The 19,974-nt window shown below is 57.6% G+C and carries 13 protein-coding genes, 1 tRNA gene and 2 pseudogenes; 8 read left to right on the top strand and 8 right to left on the bottom strand.

The features are described from left to right. The first annotated feature begins 321 nt into the window (after positions 1-321). Positions 322-1,263 (top strand): DUF4357 domain-containing protein, encoded by a 942-nt coding sequence (locus G6L01_RS15885; protein ID WP_070166292.1) that lies wholly within the window; start codon positions 322-324, stop codon positions 1,261-1,263. 101 nt (positions 1,264-1,364) lie between these two features. Beyond that, positions 1,365-1,454, top strand: a tRNA-Ser gene (locus G6L01_RS15890). A gap of 110 nt (positions 1,455-1,564) precedes the next feature. On the opposite strand, the gene rtcR is transcribed toward G6L01_RS15890, so the two are convergent. Then, complete coding sequence (gene rtcR / locus G6L01_RS15895; protein ID WP_070166291.1) at positions 1,565-3,172, bottom strand: RNA repair transcriptional activator RtcR; 1,608 nt, start codon at positions 3,170-3,172, stop codon at positions 1,565-1,567. A 210-nt stretch (positions 3,173-3,382) separates the two neighbouring features. On the opposite strand from rtcR, the gene G6L01_RS15900 reads away from it, so the two are divergent. After that, entirely contained in the window at positions 3,383-4,936 is a 1,554-nt protein-coding gene (locus tag G6L01_RS15900; protein ID WP_070166290.1) for an RNA-binding protein, read from the top strand. A 752-nt stretch (positions 4,937-5,688) separates the two neighbouring features. Then, positions 5,689-7,107, top strand: a complete 1,419-nt coding sequence (locus G6L01_RS15905) for an RtcB family protein (protein WP_070166289.1) — start codon at positions 5,689-5,691, stop codon at positions 7,105-7,107. Positions 7,108-7,160: 53 nt separating this feature from the next. On the opposite strand, the gene G6L01_RS15910 is transcribed toward G6L01_RS15905, so the two are convergent. Both G6L01_RS15910 and G6L01_RS15915 read right to left on the bottom strand, forming a co-directional pair. Next, positions 7,161-7,850 (bottom strand): cobaltochelatase CobT-related protein, encoded by a 690-nt coding sequence (locus G6L01_RS15910; RefSeq protein WP_070166288.1) that lies wholly within the window; start codon positions 7,848-7,850, stop codon positions 7,161-7,163. Between the two features lie 60 nt (positions 7,851-7,910). After that, a complete protein-coding gene (locus G6L01_RS15915; RefSeq protein WP_156584320.1) occupies positions 7,911-8,084 on the bottom strand; it encodes a hypothetical protein in 174 nt (57 codons plus the stop codon). 406 nt (positions 8,085-8,490) lie between these two features. On the opposite strand from G6L01_RS15915, the gene G6L01_RS15920 reads away from it, so the two are divergent. The 3 genes and pseudogenes from G6L01_RS15920 to G6L01_RS15930 all read left to right on the top strand — a co-directional run. Further along, positions 8,491-8,853, top strand: a complete 363-nt coding sequence (locus tag G6L01_RS15920) for a hypothetical protein (RefSeq protein ID WP_070166287.1) — start codon at positions 8,491-8,493, stop codon at positions 8,851-8,853. Positions 8,854-9,324: 471 nt separating this feature from the next. Further along, positions 9,325-10,515: a formaldehyde dehydrogenase, glutathione-independent gene (gene fdhA / locus G6L01_RS15925; protein ID WP_070166286.1), complete on the top strand. Its 1,191-nt coding sequence runs from the start codon at positions 9,325-9,327 to the stop codon at positions 10,513-10,515. 216 nt (positions 10,516-10,731) lie between these two features. Further along, positions 10,732-11,124 (top strand): annotated as a pseudogene (locus tag G6L01_RS15930) (site-specific integrase); the annotation flags it as partial. Between the two features lie 366 nt (positions 11,125-11,490). On the opposite strand, the gene G6L01_RS15935 reads toward G6L01_RS15930, so the two are convergent. Beyond that, the gene (locus G6L01_RS15935; protein WP_070166285.1) at positions 11,491-12,789 is read right to left on the bottom strand and encodes a capsule biosynthesis protein; all 1,299 of its coding nucleotides are present in this window, start codon (positions 12,787-12,789) and stop codon (positions 11,491-11,493) included. Between the two features lie 135 nt (positions 12,790-12,924). Between G6L01_RS15935 and G6L01_RS15940 the strand changes: the two genes are divergently transcribed. Beyond that, positions 12,925-14,277, top strand: a complete 1,353-nt coding sequence (locus G6L01_RS15940; RefSeq protein ID WP_070166284.1) for a capsule biosynthesis protein — start codon at positions 12,925-12,927, stop codon at positions 14,275-14,277. Between the two features lie 76 nt (positions 14,278-14,353). Here the strand turns inward: G6L01_RS15940 and purH are convergent, their stop codons facing one another. The 4 genes and pseudogenes from purH to G6L01_RS15960 form a co-directional block, all read right to left on the bottom strand. Then, on the bottom strand, positions 14,354-15,970 hold the full coding sequence (gene purH, locus G6L01_RS15945) for a bifunctional phosphoribosylaminoimidazolecarboxamide formyltransferase/IMP cyclohydrolase (protein ID WP_070166283.1): 1,617 nt from the start codon (positions 15,968-15,970) through the stop codon (positions 14,354-14,356). Positions 15,971-16,122: 152 nt separating this feature from the next. Continuing rightward, complete coding sequence (locus G6L01_RS15950) at positions 16,123-17,799, bottom strand: heparinase II/III family protein (protein WP_071206107.1); 1,677 nt, start codon at positions 17,797-17,799, stop codon at positions 16,123-16,125. Between the two features lie 114 nt (positions 17,800-17,913). Then, on the bottom strand, positions 17,914-19,413 hold the full coding sequence (locus G6L01_RS15955; RefSeq protein WP_070166281.1) for an RsmB/NOP family class I SAM-dependent RNA methyltransferase: 1,500 nt from the start codon (positions 19,411-19,413) through the stop codon (positions 17,914-17,916). Continuing rightward, positions 19,404-19,967: pseudogene (locus G6L01_RS15960) on the bottom strand (M48 family metalloprotease); the annotation flags it as partial. The gene G6L01_RS15955 and the pseudogene G6L01_RS15960, both read right to left, overlap by 10 nt. Positions 19,968-19,974 lie beyond the last annotated feature (7 nt).

Raw genomic sequence — 19,974 nt, forward strand, 5'->3', positions numbered from 1 at the left:
TAATTCAACCTATAAGCTCCTTGCTGGAGGATCCCCAAATCCGACAAGCGCATGAGTGTTTCCTGCCTCGTTCTCCTCCGAATTCTGAACGTCGTCTAAGCTACGCATAGTCCCCGGCGAATAATTTCGCTCGACCTCGTAGAGCGTATCGCCAATCCCGCCCGCCCAGAAGGCATTCCAGACCTGATCGACTTTTGAGCGAATTTCACCTGTGAGCATGCATAGATTTCCATGTTACTGACGAATCGAATTGACACTATTCCTTTGCGCTATACTACTGAAGAGACATCTTTAAGTTGACGTTTACGTGGATAGAATTTTATGAGTGGTGATGAACCTGTTGGCCGCGTTGTCAAGATTTTCATAACAGGTCAGGATCCACGAAGCCTGCGCACGGTAGAGCTGGACAATTGGACCGGGGTCGCCATCACCGGGCAACCTGAATTCTTCAAGAAGGCGCTCGAGGCTGAGGTGCTGGCAAGATCATGCGTCTATCTGCTGACACGCGCTAGTGCCGACGATGACCTGCCGGAAATCTATATCGGTGAAAGCGACGACTTTTCCCAGCGTTACACGAGCGGCAAGTTTCCCATTGAGTTCGACACCTTCCTGATTTTTACCAGCAAGGATGACGCACTCACACGAGCGCATGTGAAATGGCTTGAGCTCGAACTGTGGACTATCCTTAAAGGTAACAGCGGCAAAGCAATTGTCGCCAACAGCAACAAACCAACGGGCTCCAATCTCCCGCGCGCTGATATTGCGACAATGCGCACCTACCTCAACAACATGATCTATGTGCTCGAGGCATTGGGTTATGATCTATTTTCTGTTGAGGAGCGAACTTCTGCAACGGCTCCTGCAAGCGAGCCACAAGCAGCCCCCGACGAACTCTTCCTTGATCTGTATGCCACGACCCTTCCAAGCCGCACCGATGCAAGGGCATATCTGCGATATAAGGATGCTGCATATACCCTGCTGGCAGGTTCTAAAATTAATCCGGTCGCGACGGACAGCCTACCTTCCAACATTAGAAAGCTCCGTGAGGCGTTACTTAAAGAAGGTCTCCTAGTGCAACGTGACGGCTACCTTGAGCTGCTACGTGATATTCCTTTCTCCAAACCGTCTCCAGCATCCGCTTTGGTGAAAGGCCGGAGCTCAACAGGCTACCGCGATTGGTTACGTAAGGATGACGATAGGCCCCTCGGTAATATTTTGAGCCCAGCCGTTCAGCAGCCAACATCAGATATAGCGTTGCAATAGGCACATCACGGCCACATCCCGGTGCCGCAGTGTCAAAATTGCCAGCCCCTACAAACGCCGCTATGAGACAGCCCGCGCAGCTAAGCGCCGACCAGTTACGCGGAGAGGTGGCTGAGTGGTCGAAAGCACCGCACTCGAAATGCGGCATACGGGCAACCGTATCGTGGGTTCGAATCCCACCCTCTCCGCCATTTTGAACCTTGACCATAAGGCTTTCCCACTGTTTCTGTTGATTCCATAGTGCCTGCACCAGGGTGTAGAAATGCGCCGGACCACAAACCAAGGCACTGCGGATGTAGATTTAACGTGCCGCCCTTACGTCTTCGAACTTGAGGCCAAATCGGGCTAGGTATTTGATGAGGCGATCGGCGTCGTTACTGCTCTTCTTTTCCAATCGCGACTGTGCGAACAAAACCCTGCCCGCGGAGCTTGAGGTTGCATGTTCCCTGCAGATGCGGATAACGGCAGAGAGCTGGATGGCGTCGAAGCGGTCAAGGCGCGCGGCGACGTCGAAGCCCAATAGTTCTTCGAGTAGTGTATCGGCTTCGTGGCGGTCGGACGATGAGCGCCAAAAGTTATTCAATCTCTGGATCTCATCGTCGACGACATCTGTTGTAATGCGTCCATGAGGTGCCAAGGTCGCCATGCGGGTGATAGAGGCGGAGAGGTCGCGGAAGTTTGCACTCCAGATGCCTTGCGGGCCGGTCGCAAAGGCAAGGTATCGGTCGCGGGCTTCCTTGTTGAACGTGACGTTTTCGCCCTCCCGCTCCAGAAAACGTCTGAGTTCGAATTCGAGATTGGGTTCGATATCCTCCTTGCGGTCTCGCAGGGCCGGAAGCTGGAAAGTCCAGAGATTGAGCCGGGCATAGAGATCTTCGCGGAACCTCCCTTTGCGGACATCTTCGCCGAGGTCGCGATTGGTGCCGGCAAGCAGTTGAAAGTCTGCCGATGTCTCTCGGTCAGACCCTACGGGCAAAAATCGCTTTTCCTCGATCGCGCGTAAGCACATCGCCTGTTCGTCAGGGCCGAGTTCGCCAATTTCGTCCAGGAAGAGCACGCCTTTGTCAGCCGATTTAAGCAAGCCGGCACGCTCACCCGCAGCGCCGGTGAATGCACCCTTCACGTGGCCAAACAGGGTGGACATGGCCTGATCGCCGCGCAGGGTGGCACAATTGACTTCTATGAACAGGCCAACAAGCTTGCGCTGGTTTTTCTTGAGCTCATAAATCCTGCGGGCGAGCTGGGATTTTCCGGCCCCTGTCGGACCGGTCAGGAGAACGGGCGCCGTCGAGCGGATGACTACTCTCTCGATTTCGTCGATCATTCGGTTGAACGCCGCGTTGCGGGTCGAAATGCCTGATTTCAAAAAGGATGCCGCGTCTTCTCGCTCCGAGGCAAAACGCTTGGCGATCTCATCGTAGCGGGAGAGGTCAAGGTCGATAATCCTGTGCGTGCCAGCAAAATCCTGTGTCAGTTCCCGGTCGCGTGGTGGCGAAAGTTGCAGCAAGCGACCCGGAATAATCCGGGCCTCGGTCAACAGGAACCAGCAGATCTGCGCAACGTGTGTGCCCGTGGTAATGTTAACAAGATAATCCTCAGTATCCGGGTCGAAGGCATAATTGCGGGCAAAATCTCGCAGATGCGTATAGACCTCGGAAAAGTCCCAAGGATCCTTGAAATTGATCAGATTGCTGCGCACCTCGGTCGCCGGAGACACGATTGCGATATCACTGGTGACCCGGCTGGCCAGTGCGCTCGCATGATTATCGTGAATGAGCTCTAGTCGATCGATGAACAGTCCACTCTGTTGGCAAAGCCCGACATTAGGCCGCCACCGCGTCCAGCGATTCTCCCATTTTCCTGCATCAAGGGTAGTTCCCAAAATACTAAGAGCCACTCGACGCTTCATGGATTATCCAATTTTATAAACTTCAATATTTTTAGATAGAATATTGGATGTGCCGTGATTAGGCAAACTCTGAATCTTTTTTAAGAGACGAGAAATTATTGAAGTTATTACAAATACATAAAATTATTTTTTGCGCATTACAGGCCGTTTTCTTCCAACTGGCACGCCTCTTGAATTGTATCTGGCACGAACCAAACAACAGGTGCTGTCATGGTCAACAAGGCGATCTTCAAAACCTATCTCGGAAAACTGCTTCCGTTCGCAGAGACGACAAACCATGAAGGTGCTCCGGCTTATCGACTGACGCCGCGCGAGGCGTTGGCACAGTATGCCGTAACCGGCACTTTCAATGGGACATTCTACGCGGATGGTGCCGAGCAGTTGGAAGCGGTGAAGACGCTGGCGCTTCAGGTCGAGCCGGAGTTTCTGGCCAAGGTAGCGATTCATGCCGCAGAGAGTGGCCACATGAAAGACATGCCGGTGACCTTGCTGGCGGTGCTTTCCGGCCTTCAGAGTGAGGCCTTTGCACGGGCATTTCCGCGCGTGGTCCGGAGTGGCAAGATGCTGCGCGGATTCGTCCAGGTGATGCGCTCAGGCGCGACAGGACGCAAGTCACTGGGCACGCGGCCGAAGAAGCTGGTGCAGGCATGGCTGGAACGGGCGAGCACGGAGCAGATCCTACGGGCGATGGTCGGCAACGACCCCTCGCTTGCCGACGTGATCCGCATGGTGCACCCGAAGCCTGCCTCGGAAGAAAAAAAAGCGCTCTATGCATGGGTGATCGGCAAGCCGCACGACTATGCGGCGCTACCGGAACTCGTCAAGGCGCTGCACGCCTTCCGGCAGGACCAGACGTTGCCGATACCGGATGTGCCGTTCCAAATGCTGACCTCACTGCCGCTGACACGGGAGCATTGGGTCGAGATCGCCGAAAAAGGCAGCTGGCAGATGGTGCGTCAGAACCTTAACACTTTTGCCCGCAAGGGCGTGTTTGAGGTCGAGGGCGTCGCGATGATGCTGGCTGCGCGGCTTGCCGATCCAGATGAGATCCGAAATGCCAAGGTCTTCCCCTATCAGTTGATGATGACGTGGAAGATGGTTGGCGGCCAGGTTCCGGACGTGGTGCACGATGCCTTGCAGGATGCGATGGATATTGCGATCGCCAATGTGCCGTCGTTGCCCGGCAATGTCGTGCTCTGCCCCGACGTTTCCGGCTCCATGGGTTCTCCCGTGACCGGTTACCGCAAGGGCGCAACGTCCGCAGTGCGCTGCATTGACGTGGCAGGCCTGATGACGGCGGCGTTTCTGCGGCGGAACCCGAAGGCGCGCGTGCTACCGTTCGAGAAAGACGTGGTCGACGTTAAGCTCAACCGCCAGGATTCGGTGATGACGAATGCTGGCAAGCTGGCAGCGGTCGGTGGCGGCGGAACAAACTGCTCCGCGCCGTTGAGGAAGCTCGCAGACGACAAGGCCAAGGTTGATCTCGTCGTGTTCATCTCGGACAACCAATCCTGGGTGGATGCGCGCGGCAGCGGTCAGCCAACCGCTGTGATGACGGAATGGGCGAGGATCAAGCGGGTCAACCCGGCTGCAAAGCTGGTCTGCCTCGACATCCAGCCCCACGCCACCTCGCAGGCACCAACACGCGACGACGTGCTCAATATCGGCGGCTTCTCGGACGCCGTTTATGGAGTAATCTCCGAGTTCGCTGCCAATAAAAGGGCAGACGGCTGGGTGAAAACCATCGAGGCGATTGAGCTCTGACGTAGAGGCAATACCCCCGCGCCGCCGTGAACGGCGCGGGAACCGTGACGAATGCCGGATGAAACTACAGGCTGTTAACCTCCAGGTCGCGGGTTCGAATCCCGCCGGGTTCTCGATTTTCTGAACCCGTAGCTCAGCGGATAGAGCAGGACGTTTCTCCAACCTCGTCGTCACGGATGAATAACATGGCGAATGCAAAGGAAACTACATAGCCGCGGCAGGTTCAAACCCTGCAAGGGATGTCACACTCCCATTCTGGTAGCGGAGTTTCCTTGTCACTGGTCGCCATGACAAAGAAGCAGAAGGCCGGAAACGAAACTGGTGCTCCGCAAATGGAGTTGTGGGTTCGAAGCCTGCCCCGTCGTCGCCTGCCATTGTGTAGGACCGGCGGGAAGTGTCCGGTCTATTGCCATAACTAGATTTGCAGCGGCGAATGCCGGACGGAACTACAGCCTCCACACTTGGATGGTCTGGCAAGGTTCGACTCCTTCCCTTGGCGGCGCTCTCTGGCACGAGCGGGGCCATCCGGTTTCGTCCACCCTTGTCGCCGCTGCAAATAATACTCGGCGAATGCCGGCAGGACTACAGGTAGAGCACACCAACGGCTTGCGTTGGGGAGGTCGGATGTTCAAGCCATCCCGCATTTCCAAAATGGAATGCGTAGCTCAGTTCACTGTCTTGCCTTACCTCGTCGCCGGGGCCTGATGAAAGACCTGACGAAACGAAGAAGGACTGCAATCGCAGAAAAGAAGATGATCGAGATATTGAGCGGGCAGGATTTGATCGATGCGGGGATGAGCCAGGGCAAGTGGTTTCGCCCGGCACTCGACGCCGCCAACAAGAGATTGAGCGAGGGCGGTTCTGTCGCGGATGCTCTGGAAGCGGCAAAAGCCTTTCAGCCGGGGCCGACGCTTGCCTTGCGGACAGACAATGATATCGAGATCTATTGCAACATCCGCGCCGAGAACGCCTTCGAGCAGGATAATATCGAGAAGGTCAACGCGACCATGCGGGCGCTGGTGCGCACGCCGGTGGTTCGTTCCGCCGCGATCATGCCAGATGCCTGCCCCGCGGGGCCGATCGGGACGATCCCGGTCGGCGGGGTGGTGGCGTCTGAAGCGATCCATCCCGGCATGCATTCGGCCGATATCTGCTGCTCGATGGCGATCTCGATTTTTCCGGGCATCGATCCGAAATCACTTCTTGATGCCGTCCATGCGGTAACGCATTTCGGTCCCGGCGGGCGTCCGCATGACGCGCAGATCAAGCCGTCCGAGGCAACGCTTTCCGCCTTCCAGCAGAATCCCTATCTGCGGGAAGGTCCGCTTAAAGCTGCCGTCGAACATTTTGGGACGCAGGGGGATGGCAATCACTTTGCCTATGTCGGCACGATGAAATCAACCGGCGAGACCGCACTGGTGACTCACCATGGATCGCGAGCACCGGGCGCGCGGCTTTACGACAAAGGCATGGTGGTTGCCAACAAATTCCGGGAACTTCTCTCGCCGGAAACGCATCGCGAGAATGCCTGGATTCCGGCGGAGACCGAGGAGGGCGAGTTCTACTGGTCCGCGCTTCAGATCATTCGCCAGTGGACGAAGGAAAACCATTATGTGCTGCACGACATGGCCGCAGAAAGGCTCTCCGCCAAGGTGGCCGATCGCTTCTGGAACGAGCATAACTTCATCTTCCGCAAGTCGGATGGGCTATTCTACCACGGCAAGGGCGCGACACCAGCCTTCGACAATTGGGCAGCGGACGCGACCGATCTGACCATCATTCCGCTCAATATGGCAGAACCGGTGCTGATCGTTCGTGGCTCGAATGCCGCGCATGGCCTCGGCTTTTCACCGCATGGCGCGGGGCGTAATGTCTCGCGCAGCGCACATATGCGCCAGCTGGCTGCTGAATACGGAGCGGATTCGCGTGGCCTTAGTCCGAACAACATCGCTGCGGTCCTCGAAAAGGAAACGAACGGTCTCGATGCGCGGTTCTTCTCAGGTTTTGCCGACGTGTCGGAGTTGCCGAGCGCCTACAAAAGCGCTGCAAAGGTGCGGGCGCAGATCGAGCATTACGGCCTGGTCGAAGTGGTCGACGAGGTGATGCCGTTCGGCAGCATCATGGCCGGAGACTGGCAGAGGGACGCGCCTTGGCGCAAGAAACGACGCTAACCAAAAGAGAGGGCGGTATTTGCCGCCCTCTCGAGCGCTGTGTCTGTTCCCCATCAATTCAGCGCGAGCTTTTTCTCTATTGCTTCCCTCAGCATATCGATGACTTCAGGACCCAGATTTGCAGGCATGTCGAGGCGCCGGCTCGTCTTATAGAAATCCGCCGCTTGATGACCGAGGTTGACGGCCATAACCGAAAGGCGCTCATCGGACTCAAGACCTAATATTACCTGTTGAAGATGTTGCGTCAGAAAATCGGCACCGTTTGCCGCGAACGTCGAGTCATCCATCGGAACTCCATCAGACAGGACGAGCAGAAATTTATGGCGCTCTGGTGCACGAAGCAGGCGTTCGCTTGCCCATTGAAGAGCTTCACCATCGATATTCTCTTTGAGAAGATCCGGGCGAAGCATGTTCTTCAGCCGATGCCCGAGTGATGAAACGCGCATGTCATCGGCTGAGCGATAAATAATATTGAGCAGATCGCAAAGACGACCCGGTCTCCGGGGCGATCCAGCATTCTGCCAACGCTTGCGGGAATTTCCACCCTTCCAGCTGGCAATCGTATACCCGAGAACCTCCACCTTGCATCCGAGATTTCGAAGAAAGTCCTGAGCTGCATCTGCGGCGGCGGCGGCCATCAAAATCGACTGGCCCCGCATCGATCCGGAATGATCGATAAGAAGCGAGACAACGATATCTTCTCGGCGGCACGTCGGCAGATGGGCCGCGAGGTGTGATCCCATCCTTATGCCCGCTATTGTCCATTCTGCTCGCAATGCTGTCAAAGACAGCTCGAAGGTCTGCTAGGCGTGATCGAGAATCGCGGCATCGTCCTGAGCAAGAGGCCCCAGGACTTGATCGAGGTCTTCGCTCTTTACGATGTGATCGAAATCGGTGGTGAATGCGTGGTAGTCCTTCTTGTCGATCAACATCGGATTGATCGCTCGGCGAGCAAAGATCTTCTCGAAAAAACTCATTGTCAGGTCCGATGTATCGGAAAACAGCGTCCATTCAGTCCGGTAATCTCGGATTTGGATAGTTAAGTCTTCGTGTTTAGCAACGACATTTCACCACCAAATATAAGGCGAATGAAACAAAGAGCCATACCTTCAGAACCAGATTGCCAATTTCTGGGTGGTGCATATCAAAATTGCATTTCGTCGATCACCGACAAGGTCATTACTGCATCGGGATAGTCCTCCCCTCCTGGGGCATCCTATGCGCGATCTCCAACAACGATTTGAGGTCACAATGGCAACGATCCGGAAGCTCGCCACGGCGTTGCGTGGCGTGGTTCATATCAGCCTTGCCTCTCACAGCAGAAACGCTACACTTGTGGTGCTAGTGGACGGAAAGCTTTGGGAGGAGCGTTACGTGAAACGGATGTGGCCAGACGAATTTGCCTTTATACTGGACGATGCGGAAGAAGTTGATCTTCAAATTCCGTCGGTTGCACACAGCGATGGTTCAACCGAAAAGGCGATTACGAGAAGAGCTTTGAAAGCTCGTATCAGCCAGCAGAATTTCGAAAAGATCTGGCACCTCTCTGAAGCTCGCTATCGGCTTAGCGGACGCTTTTCGGGTAAAGCCATCACGTTGATCACCAACAACCCGCATTACCGTAACTGGCATCCGTCCGAGGGTGGCAGCGTTGAGAGTGTTTCCGATAGCGGTCAGCACTATACGACACGTTATGTGATTGTGCATTTTCTTCTGGATGATGTCCGAGAGACTGTCGAGGTTTAAACCGACACTGTCCGTTCTGGCCATGCGGTGAGTCAGCGATGCCGTCGAGTATCCAGTGCCAGGATAATTCCTGGCGCCCTTCCAACCGCATCCTACGCATGAGCTTCAATATGTATTGGAGATCACGTGGCAATGATCTGGAAACTCAGAGGACGCTGGCAAGCTTAGGTGCGTCGACGTGGATGAGCCCGCGAGTTTCGAGAGCAAAGTTGATGCGAGAAGTGGTCGCGACAGCCGAAGCATAGTTCGATGCCATCGCAAATCGACGCTCGTCGCCATTTCGCCTCCGCATGTCGTTGTCGCGGCAGTCGAATAGCGATGTTGATGTTCTGCTGATGGGGTTAAGGTGCATTGTCTAGCTGACATGATCTTTTCGAGGAGGAAAAGGTTTTGAATACGGCAGAACTGCCGTGTTCAAAGAACTGCCAGGCGAGCAGCAGCTTCAAATCTAAACCCAGAGGAGGAATGGGAATGAGCAGGAACAGAGGTGTCGTGTATTTGCGGCCGGGCAAGGTCGAGGTGAGAGATATCGACGACCCCAAGCTCGAGGCACCGGACGGTCGTCGGATCGAGCATGGCGTCATCCTAAAGGTCATTTCTACCAATATCTGCGGGTCCGACCAGCATATGGTGCGTGGTCGCACTACGGCCTTGCCAGGCCTCGTGCTGGGCCATGAAATTACTGGTGAGGTCATCGAAAAGGGCGTCGATGTCGAAATGCTGGAAATCGGAGATATCGTCTCAGTGCCCTTCAACGTCGCCTGTGGCCGCTGCCGCTGCTGCAAGTCGCAGGATACTGGCGTCTGCCTGACCGTCAATCCATCACGCGCGGGCGGGGCCTATGGGTATGTTGACATGGGCGGCTGGATCGGCGGCCAGGCCCGTTACGTTACCGTCCCCTACGCGGATTTCAATCTCTTGAAATTTCCGGATCGCGACAGGGCTCTATCGAAGATCCGTGATCTTACGATGTTGTCCGATATCCTGCCGACGGGTTTTCACGGGGCAGTGAAGGCGGGGGTCGGTGTCGGATCGACGGTCTATGTAGCAGGCGCCGGTCCGGTCGGTCTCGCAGCAGCAGCATCAGCGCGCATTCTTGGTGCAGCGGTCGTGATGATCGGTGATTTCAACAAGGATCGCCTTGCCCATGCCGCCAAGGTCGGATTCGAGCCGATCGATCTATCGAAGAGCGACCGGCTCGGGGACATGATTGCCCAGGTCATTGGGATTGATGAAGTCGATAGCGCTATCGATGCCGTCGGATTCGAAGCCCGCGGACATTCGGGCAGCGAGCAGCCGGCCATAGTTCTGAACCAAATGATGGAGATCACCCGCGCGGCAGGCTCGATCGGCATTCCAGGCCTCTATGTCACGGACGACCCCGGTGCCGTAGATGACGCCGCCAGAAAGGGCAGTTTGTCCCTTCGACTGGGTCTTGGCTGGGCGAAGGCCCAGTCCTTCCACACCGGCCAGACGCCCGTGCTGAAATACAATCGTCAGCTCATGCAAGCCATCCTTCACGACCGGCTACCGATCGCCGACATCGTCAACGCAAAGATCATTTCGCTTGATGACGCCGCGCAGGGCTATGAAAGCTTTGATCAGGGGGCAGCGGTAAAATACGTGCTGGACCCTCATGGAGACCTGACGAAGGCCGCCTAATCTGCTCTGGCAGCATTGCGGCTCGCTGTCCTTGCTCCGTGTCCCACTAGCGAGGCCGGACAAGGGCAGCCGGTTCGGCTGCGCTATCATCCCCAACGATCTGGCAAATCCTTATCATAGCCGCGCTTTAGATCTTCCCGTGGCAGTGTCGGAATCATCCTTGGCCCCCTCAACGGGGCATCCTACGCATCGTCTCGATCGCAAACGGAGATTGAGATGGCAACGATCAGAAAACTGAGAGTACGCTGGCAAGCCCAGGTGCGCCGTCGTGGAATGAAGCCGCAGGCTAAGAGCTTTGACAGCAAAATTGAAGCGGAGAAGTGAGCGCGCGACCTAGAAGCCCAGGTTGATCGCTTCGGTGCCGCCCCTGACACGAAAATACTCAAAAGCACAACGCTCGGGCAGCTTCTCGAACGCTATCAGCACGAAATATCACCCACCAAACGCGGTTGCATCCAGCAGATCCAACGGATCGATGTGCTACGCCGCCATGATCTCGCCTATCGGACGCTGATCGGCCTAAGCCAACAAGACATTGCCTCGTTCCGTGACGAGCGCCTTCACTCTGTAGCTCTATCTACCACGGTTCGTGAACTCGCGATCCTCAGCTGTCAATCAGCTGCGAACATAGTCGCGGCATGCCTCTTATGCAACACGACACGACATAAAGCGAAGCATCCCGTAGACGCGGCCACACACGCTGCCGTCGTGCGTTCCAGGCTGGAGAAGGGCAGGTAGCACTCGCCGCAGGTTACTCCCGCTTTTAGCGAACAAGCGACCCCACCGATCTGACGCAAAGGGCTCGGAAGCACGCAATCGTCAAGTCAAAAATGGAGGGAAAAATACGCGTCAAAATGTTTCGCGCCATGTATCGCTCCAAGTATCGTAATCGGGATTATCTGTCAGTGTATTGGTGGAAACCCTTGATTTTTCTGTAATTATGGAAGAGTCCCACCCTCTCTACCATTTATTACCTCACTCCCCTGCTTCCAAGTCTAAAAGCTCACTCTCATAACGGAAACGGCTGCGCTCCGGTGAAGGCTCACGGGCAAGTGGTTTTGTTTCGGCCAGCAGTCTGTTGGCCATTGCCGTGACACCGTCGGTGATGGCCTGCTTACCGATGAAGCCGCCGGGGAGTTGGATGGTGGCGGTCATAGCGCGGATCAGGTGATTGAGCAGGGTGGCGTCAGGCAATTCGGGTGCCTTCCAGAAGCTGGCGAGACTTTGCTGATGGGTGAGGCCGGGTACGTCGTAGATTGCTGGCGCAAGCGCCATGACCGGGACGGCATGTTGCAACGCTGTCAGGCCGACTGTGGAATTGACCGTCACCAGGCCTCGGCTCGCCCTTATCAGGGCGGTCAGGTCACCGCCGTCGATCACATCGATCTGATGGGCAATGCCGCAGCGCGCAGCCATGCGGGCAATGTCTGATGACCAGTCACGCAGACCGTTGTCGATTGGATGGGTCTTGAACAGCAACCTGCTGCCGGATGGCGCGTGGCGGGCAAAGGAACGGATCACGGCTTGCAGGATGCGAAACAAGTCGCCCATCGGCGCATGGCGGCGGATCTGGTAATCCCCCGGCAATTGGAGCGGAAAAAGATAGAAGTCGAATTCTCTGTCCGTCGCCAGATAGCGTTGTTGCAGGCGCAATGCTTGCGCCTTTCGGCGGCGTGCGGTTAGGCCTTTGCTGATCCATCCGCTATATTCCACGACGGGATGGACAGGGCCATGCGCCTTGTAATGCGGATGCAGCAGCCAGCCGAGCGCGACATTCGGAATATGATAGATCAAGTCGTAAAGCGCATAGGTGAGAAAGCTGGAGGGATAGGGACTGCGCGGCTGAGGAGCCTCGACGCCCTGCGCCAATGCCACGATTGCCTGCGGATCGACGGGAAAACGCGACTGGCTGGACATGCCGAACGGCTCCACCGTCAACCAGTCGGGCCGCAGATAGCCATGTTCGAAAATATGGGCGCGCAGGCCAAGCCTGATGCATAGCGTAACGGCGGCAGCATGTTTGGGGCGGCCATCGCCCAGCATCAGCACATCGGTAATGCCGTGACGCAGAATGAGCCGTTCAAGAAAGCCGGGCCAGGCATCATCCCGGCCACGAAAAAAATCAAAAGGCCATTTTTTCCAGAAAATGACATCACCTGAACAAAAATTGACCTTACGCACGGCTACGTCGCGCGTTTCCAATGCTCTTGCGAGCGCTGGGAGAAACGGCGAGGCCGGGCCTTGGAGAAACAGAAATGTGCGTCGCTTTGTCACTCGATATAAACGATTCTCTAACGAATCCCTGCCTTCTGTGGTGTTTAAGTCATACGACAAAATTATAACATGGCCTATAAGAGCCGTTGAATTGAAAACCTTGCGTGGAAATTGAGACGAGGGGTCCCGTCCGCAATGACATCATCTGAGCCGACAAAGGCCGTATTGTTCCTTCAGGGGCCTCCCTCCATTCTCTGGACGGAATTTGCAAGAGCTTTTGAACAAGCGGGCGTAAAAACCCATCATGTGAATTTTACGTTGGGCGATTTTCTGTTCTGGCGCAAACGCGGCGCTAAAAATTACCGCGGTTCCTTTTCCAAATGGCCAGCCTTTCTGCGGCGGCTGATTGCCGAAAAGGGCATTACCGATATCGTCTATTATGCGGACCGCCTGCCCTATCACGCCAAAGCGGCTGAAATCGGCGCTGAAATTGGGGTGCGCTGTCATGCGGTCGAATGGGGCTATCTGCGGCCGGACTGGCTGACCTTCGAGCGCGACGGCATGGGCCGCTTCTCGCATTTTCCCAATGATCCGAAGGCTATTCGCGCCATTGCCGCCAAGGTGGAAGAACCTGATATCGCGGTGAAATATCCGCATACGTTCGGACAGGAAGCCTTCAACGAAGTGATCTACAACCTGCTGAATTTCTTCGGCAGGCCCTTCTATCCGCTCTATAACGCCGACAAATATTATTCTGCCCTGGTGGACTATCTGCCCTGGCTGCTGAAAGCGGGCGTCAAGCCTGCCCGACTGCCGGAGGGATTTCTGGAGGACGGCCAGCCGCCTTTCTATCTCGTCGCCCTGCAATTGCAGAGCGATTACCAGATCCGCGCCAATTCACCCTACCGGCATCTGCGCGACATGATGCGGCAGGTAATCGCCTCCTTCGTCAAGAATGCGCCAGCGGGTAGCAAGCTGCTGTTCAAGCAGCATCCGCTCGACAATGGTCTGGAGCGTTGGCACAAGGTGCTTCGCCATATCGCCCGCGAGTTCAAGATCGAGGATCGCGTCGTCTTTATCGAGGAAGGCGACCTGCACGATATTCTGCAAAAGACGGCGGGTGTTGTCATCGTCAATTCCACGGTTGGCCTTCACAGCCTGCGCGCCCAAAAGCCAACCATCGTGCTGGGCTGCGCGGTGTTTGACGTGCCGGGGCTGACCCATCAGGGCCGGCTGGATGATTTCTGGAAGCGGCCGGAGCCGGTCGATCCAGAATTGATGCGCGATCTCGTCAAGGCCCTGGCCGCGACCATTCAGATCAAGGGCGATTTCTTCAACAAGGCAGGCCGTCAGGCAGCCATTGGCGCCATGGTGCAGCGGGTTATCGAGGGAACGGTCAATATGCCCGATGCCTTCATCGATCCGCCACCGCGGCTTACCTCGCCCAAGGGCATCCTAACCGTTCTGGGAAGACCCGTCGAACTCGATTGGGAAGAAGACGCGGCGGTGCCTGATATGACCTATGCGCGGTCCGGCCCAACCCGCTGAATTCGCCAGTCAGGACTTCATAAAAAAGGGCGCGGAGTGAAAAACTCCGCGCCCTTTTTTGACGAATAATAGCCAATCAATGCCGGAAATGGCGCACGCCGGTAAAGACCATGGCGACACCGTGCTCGTCGGCGGCGGCAATCACCTCGGCATCGCGCATGGAACCGCCCGGCTGGATCACCGCCGTCGCACCGGCGGCAATTGCAGCCAGCAATCCATCGGCAAAGGGATAGAAGGCTTCGGAGGCAACGGCAGAGCCACGGGTCAGCGGCTCGGCAAGCCCCATGGCCTTGGCCGCGTCCTCGGCTTTCATCGCCGCGATGCGGGCGGAATCCACCCGGCTCATCTGGCCCGCGCCAATGCCGACGGCCTGGCCGTCCTTGGCATAAATGACAGCGTTGGATTTCACATGCTTGGCAATCTTGAAGGCCAGCTTCATGTCTTCCAGCTCGGCTGCGGTCGGCGCGCGCTTGGTAACCACCTTCAGATCCAGATCTTCCACCACCAGATTGTCGCGGCTTTGTACCAGCAGGCCACCCGATACCGTTTTGGCGGTCAGGCCCGGCGCGCGTGGGTCGGCCAGACCGCCGGTGGTCAACAGCCGCAGATTGGCCTTGCGGGCAATAATGGCCTTTGCCTCTTCCGTGACGTCAGGGGCGATGATCACTTCGGTAAACAGCTTGACGATTTCTTCGGCAGTTTCAGCGTCCAGAGTCTGGTTCAGCGCGATAATGCCGCCGAAAGCCGAAACGCTGTCGCAGGCCAGCGCCCGGCGATAGGCATCGGCCAGCGTCTTGCCGACCGCGACACCGCATGGATTGGCATGTTTGATGATGGCGCAGGCCGGGCCGTTTTCGGGCAGGAATTCCGAAACCAGCTCGAAAGCGGCATCCGTATCGTTGATATTGTTATAGGAAAGCTGCTTGCCCTGCAAAAGCGTGGCAGTTGCGACACCCGGACGCTGATCGCCATTGACGTAGAAACCGGCTTTCTGGTGCGGGTTCTCGCCATAGCGCATTTCCTCGCGCAGGCTGCCACCAATCACCCGGTTGCGAGGCGTCTCAATGGCAAGCGCCTCGGCAAACCAGTTGGAAATCGTTGCGTCATAAGCGGCGGTGCGGGCATAGGCGCGGGCAGCAAATTGCTGGCGCAGCGCATAAGGCGTGTGACAATCATCCGCTTTCAGCGCTTCCAGAAGCTGGGCATAGTCGGCGGGGTCGGTCACCACGGTGACATAGGCGTGGTTCTTGGCAGAGGCGCGGATCATCGCCGGGCCACCGATATCGATATTTTCGACCGTGGTCGGATAATCGCCGCCCGCCGCCAGAACGGCCTCGAACGGGTAAAGGTTGATGACGGCGAGATCGATGGCCTCGATCTTGTGCGCCTGCATGGCCTTCACATGGTCTTCATCGTCGCGGATGGCAAGCAGACCGCCATGCACGGCAGGATGCAGGGTCTTGACCCGGCCATCCATGATTTCCGGAAAGCCGGTCACGTCTGACACGTCGGTTGCGGGCAGGCCTGCCTCGATCAGCGCCTTGTAGGTGCCGCCGGTTGATAGCAGCCGCACACCCATATCGTTCAAGGCCCGGGCAAGATCGACAATGCCGCTCTTGTCGAACACCGACAGCAGGGCGGTGCGAATTTGCACTCTGTCCGGAACAGGGATTTTCTTCGAGACAACAGCCATGGCCTTCACTCCGAAAGAGCAATTCCTGGATGGACTTCAAAAGCATCCCAGCGGTGGAATTGCGTGAACAAAAATAGCCGATACAGCCCGCAGACCGGCGGCAAGCATGATGCCTGCCCGCCTAGCACAGCCCGTTCATGGAGGAAACAGCCTTATCCCTGCTTTGAAAAAAACCACCAGATTTCCGGCGTTTCCAGGACAAGCTCGATCTGCTCGGAAGCCTGAATGCCTGAAAGGCCCGCGAAAAACACGTCCTCGGCAATGACAGGAAAGCCGGTCGGAGAGGAAAACATCCAGGTCTCGCTACCGCCATTGGCGGTCAGCCGGATGTTATGGTCATCCTCCTGGGTGAGGCGCACCGAGGGGTGAATGTGAAAACGGATGATGACCCCGCCCTTCGGCATATCGGCCAGCGGCTGTTCCTTGTCCGAGAGCAGCCGGTCATGGCCCACCAGTTTGGTACCTGCCGCATTGAGGCGCAGATCCCGCTCGTGAAGAATGCCGAAACCCCTGAGGTAACCGTCATGGCGGGCCGTCAGATGGTCGCTGCCATCGTCACCGGCGCGGCGCATCACCTCCACCGAAGAGACGCCGCCGACAATGATCGGTCCCAAAAACCGCGAGGTCGAGATACGGAAGGAGGATTGATCGGCGATGACAAGGGTCGAATGGGCCGCCGTTGCCCGCGCCATCTGCCGGTATCGCTCTCCGGCAAAACGCGGTGTGCCGGAATTGACCACCAACCGATGGCGCCCGCAAGACAGTTCGAACGACAGGCAACCCGCATGGGCGGTGCGGCTGACATCGCCTTTCGCAGGCACGCCGGTATCGACGAGAACGACGGCACCGCCCGCCGCCAGCCGTTGGTAATGGCTGTGCGGCAAAGCCCGGAATGGCTGGCCGCCGCTTTCGTCATAGCGCAGCACCGACATCAGATCATTGGCAAGCGTTGCCGTGGCGCCATTGAACAGTGCCAGATCGCCATTGCTGTGGCGAAAGAACCTTATTGCGGGGAACATCCGGTCGATGGTGGAAATCAGCTTGATCGGCACATCATGACCGAGATTGACATAGGTCTGCCGCAGCGGCAGCAAATCGAACAGGATGTCGAGTGCTGCCTGCGGATTGCGGGAGATATGCCCGCCATCGGCCAATACCTGCCGCTCCAGTTCCAGGTCGAGGAAATGGGCTGCCTTGCGGATCTGGCGCGCCGAGGCCGACATGGCAATCGAGGCCATCGCCAAAGCGATACGCAGTCTCAGCCGGTCCACTCCATCGGGGGCAAGGTCGGCGCTCAGTCCGGCATAAGCCACCTGACGGCTGAGGCTTTTCAGGAAACGCCGGTAAAAGCTGCTCTCGCAATCCTGAAGGACGACCGGCGAATGGGACAGCCAGGCAATGATCCTCTGACCCAGTACCCCAGCCTCCCAGCCGATCCCGACCCGCTTGCCGTTCAACTTGATCCAGCTATCGACAATGGCGCGCGCATGGGCCGATGCCTCCGGCGTCTTGTTGGCGCGGATATGCCGAAGCCAGGAAAAGGAATGGAGCCTGGCGGCAAAGACCTGCGACGGCAGTTCCAGGGTGAAGGGCGAGGCGCGTCCGCATTCCAGCAAGCGTCCCGCGAGTGGAAAGCGTCCCTCGAAAATCTCTGTCGCCACATGGGAATCCACCACCCGCAGATCGGTCGGCGCCACCAGAAGGCGAACCTGCCGACGATGCAGCCGCGAAAAAGCAGCACGTACGGGCAACCAGCCGCGCCGCTTCCATCGCCGCCAGCCTTCGCGGACGTAGAGCACCGGCAAACTCTGGCCCTGTCTCTGTGGCATTCGACATTCCGTTGCGCGCAATCCCGCTTTGGCCTTGCGCGATAAAAGTGTGAGGCTGACAAACCAAAATCGAAGGATGTCAGTTTATCAGCCGCCAATTATGTAAAGATTTATTTAAACCCGGCGTAAACGGCAGGCATAAAAGCCATCCAGCCCGCCCGCATGGCTATCGCCGCCCGGTAACATGGCCTGCCCTGGTAACATAGCAGGCGTGGTGCGAAATTCGCCAAGCGGCGTGATCGCATCTTCCAGCCCCGGCCAGTCGGCAACCTGCATCGCAACCCGCTCCAGTTCCGGATGATCGGCCAGAACCCGAGCCACAACATCCTCGCCCTCCTGCGGATCGAGCGAGCAATTGGAAAACACGATAGAGCCACCCGGCGCCAGCAACGTCACGGCGTGGCGCAGCAACCGTTCCTGCACGCCCGCCAGCTTGACGATATCCTGCGGCCCCTTGGTGTAAAACACGTCCGGGTGCCGGCGCGTCGTACCGGTCGAAGAGCAGGGCGCATCCAGCAGCACGGCGTCAAAGCCCGGATGGTCGTCGCCCCCCGCACTGTCGTCTCCCAGAGTGAACTCCATCAGGTCCTGATGAACCAGTTGCGCTGAAAAGCCCAGCCGTTGCAGGTTGCCATCCAGGCGCTTCAGCCGGTTGGCCGATTGTTCGACCGCCGTCACCACCGCACCCGCGGCAGCCAATTGCGCCGTCTTGCCTCCGGGTGCGGCACAGAGATCCACGGCCCGCTTGCCTTCGATGGCCCCGAACATCCGCACGGGAAGGGCCGCCGCCGCATCCTGAACCCACCAGGCACCCTCTTCAAAGCCGGGAAGCGCTGAAACCGCACCAGCAAAGCTTGCCAGCCGGATACTGCCAGTCGGCAACACCACGCCATTGAGCTTTTCGGCCCAAATGGCAGGATCGGCCTTGACGGTCAGGTCGATAGCAGCCGGGGTCAATTGGGCCTGCGCGATCCGCCGCGCTTCCTCCTCCCCATAGACTGCGATCAACCGTTCGAAGAACCAGTCTGGCATGCAGATGACATCTTCGACATCCGCCAAGAGTGCCTGTTTTTCACGGCCAAGCCTGCGCAAAACGGCATTGACCAGCTTGGCGAACCGGCGGCTGCGCGGATCCCGATTGGCCTGCTCGACGGCAAGATCGACGGCGGAATGATCGGGGACATCAAGGTAGACCATTTGCGCGGCGGCAACGATCAGCGAATGATAAAGCGCGCGCGCACCGTCGGGCAAAGGCGCGTCCAGCAGCCGGGCCAGCATGGCCTCGATGCGGGGCAGAAAGCGTAAGGAGGTGTTGAGAATAGCGCGTACCAGGCCACGATCGGCCTCCGACAGGGCGGCATAAGCGGGATTGCCATGGTCGCCGTCCATCATGCCATCCAGCGAGGTCTTGCGGTCGATCACCGCCGCCAACAGGCGGCTCGCGGCCATGCGCGCTTCCAGCCCCGGCTTGTCGTCATACGCTGGCCTGCGGGGTCTGTCGGACTTGTGCCTGGATTGGCCATCCTGTTTGCCAGGGGTCCCAAGGCTGGACTCCCGATGGCCGGAGGATGGTTTGCCGGTTGGAGATTTGCCGCGTCTTTCGTTCAATTCCATGGTCCCTTCGGGGCGTCATTATCCTTGCCGCGCCGCCCGATTTTGGGAACGGAGCGCGTGCTTGCCCCTCCCTTAACACCCCAGGGATCATCCGTCGATCTTTCCGCGCTGCCGCCCCACGGGCCTGAAGCCGCCGCCCTGTTTTGCTGCGGGCGATAGACATTTTCCTGACGCGCACCCATCTCCTGCGCCAGGGCTTGCAGCGCCGCGATCCGGTTGCCAGTATCTGGATGGGTGGAAAACAGGCTGTCCATTTTCTGGCCCGACAAGGGATTGATGATGAACATATGCGCTGTGGCCGGATTGCGCTCGGCCTGATAATTGGGCTGGTGAGCGCCGGCGATTTTTGCCAGTGCCGAAGCCAGCCATAGCGGATTGCCACAGATTTCCGCGCCACGCCGGTCGGCAGCATATTCGCGGGTTCGGCTGATGGCCATCTGCACCAGCATGGCGGCAAAGGGCGCGACAATCATCGCTACAAGCGGACCGATAATGCCACCGCCATTGCCGTTTTCGTCGCGGCGACCACCGAAGAAGAAGGCAAAATTGCCTAGGCCGCAC

It is taken from the genome of Agrobacterium vitis, from assembly GCF_013337045.2.
GTDB lineage: Bacteria > Pseudomonadota > Alphaproteobacteria > Rhizobiales > Rhizobiaceae > Allorhizobium > Allorhizobium vitis_B.

Bases quoted from the DNA above. Each gene is read 5' to 3' on its own strand.
- G6L01_RS15885 (WP_070166292.1), top strand. From the start codon at position 322: ATGAGTGGTGATGAACCTGTTGGCCGCGTTGTCAAGATTTTCATAACA.
- rtcR (WP_070166291.1), bottom strand. From the start codon at position 3,172: ATGAAGCGTCGAGTGGCTCTTAGTATTTTGGGAACTACCCTTGATGCA.
- G6L01_RS15900 (WP_070166290.1), top strand. From the start codon at position 3,383: ATGGTCAACAAGGCGATCTTCAAAACCTATCTCGGAAAACTGCTTCCG.
- G6L01_RS15905 (WP_070166289.1), top strand. From the start codon at position 5,689: ATGATCGAGATATTGAGCGGGCAGGATTTGATCGATGCGGGGATGAGC.
- G6L01_RS15910 (WP_070166288.1), bottom strand. From the start codon at position 7,850: ATGGGATCACACCTCGCGGCCCATCTGCCGACGTGCCGCCGAGAAGAT.
- G6L01_RS15915 (WP_156584320.1), bottom strand. From the start codon at position 8,084: ATGAGTTTTTTCGAGAAGATCTTTGCTCGCCGAGCGATCAATCCGATG.
- G6L01_RS15920 (WP_070166287.1), top strand. From the start codon at position 8,491: ATGTGGCCAGACGAATTTGCCTTTATACTGGACGATGCGGAAGAAGTT.
- fdhA (WP_070166286.1), top strand. From the start codon at position 9,325: ATGAGCAGGAACAGAGGTGTCGTGTATTTGCGGCCGGGCAAGGTCGAG.
- G6L01_RS15940 (WP_070166284.1), top strand. From the start codon at position 12,925: ATGACATCATCTGAGCCGACAAAGGCCGTATTGTTCCTTCAGGGGCCT.
- purH (WP_070166283.1), bottom strand. From the start codon at position 15,970: ATGGCTGTTGTCTCGAAGAAAATCCCTGTTCCGGACAGAGTGCAAATT.
- G6L01_RS15950 (WP_071206107.1), bottom strand. From the start codon at position 17,799: ATGCCACAGAGACAGGGCCAGAGTTTGCCGGTGCTCTACGTCCGCGAA.
- G6L01_RS15955 (WP_070166281.1), bottom strand. From the start codon at position 19,413: ATGGAATTGAACGAAAGACGCGGCAAATCTCCAACCGGCAAACCATCC.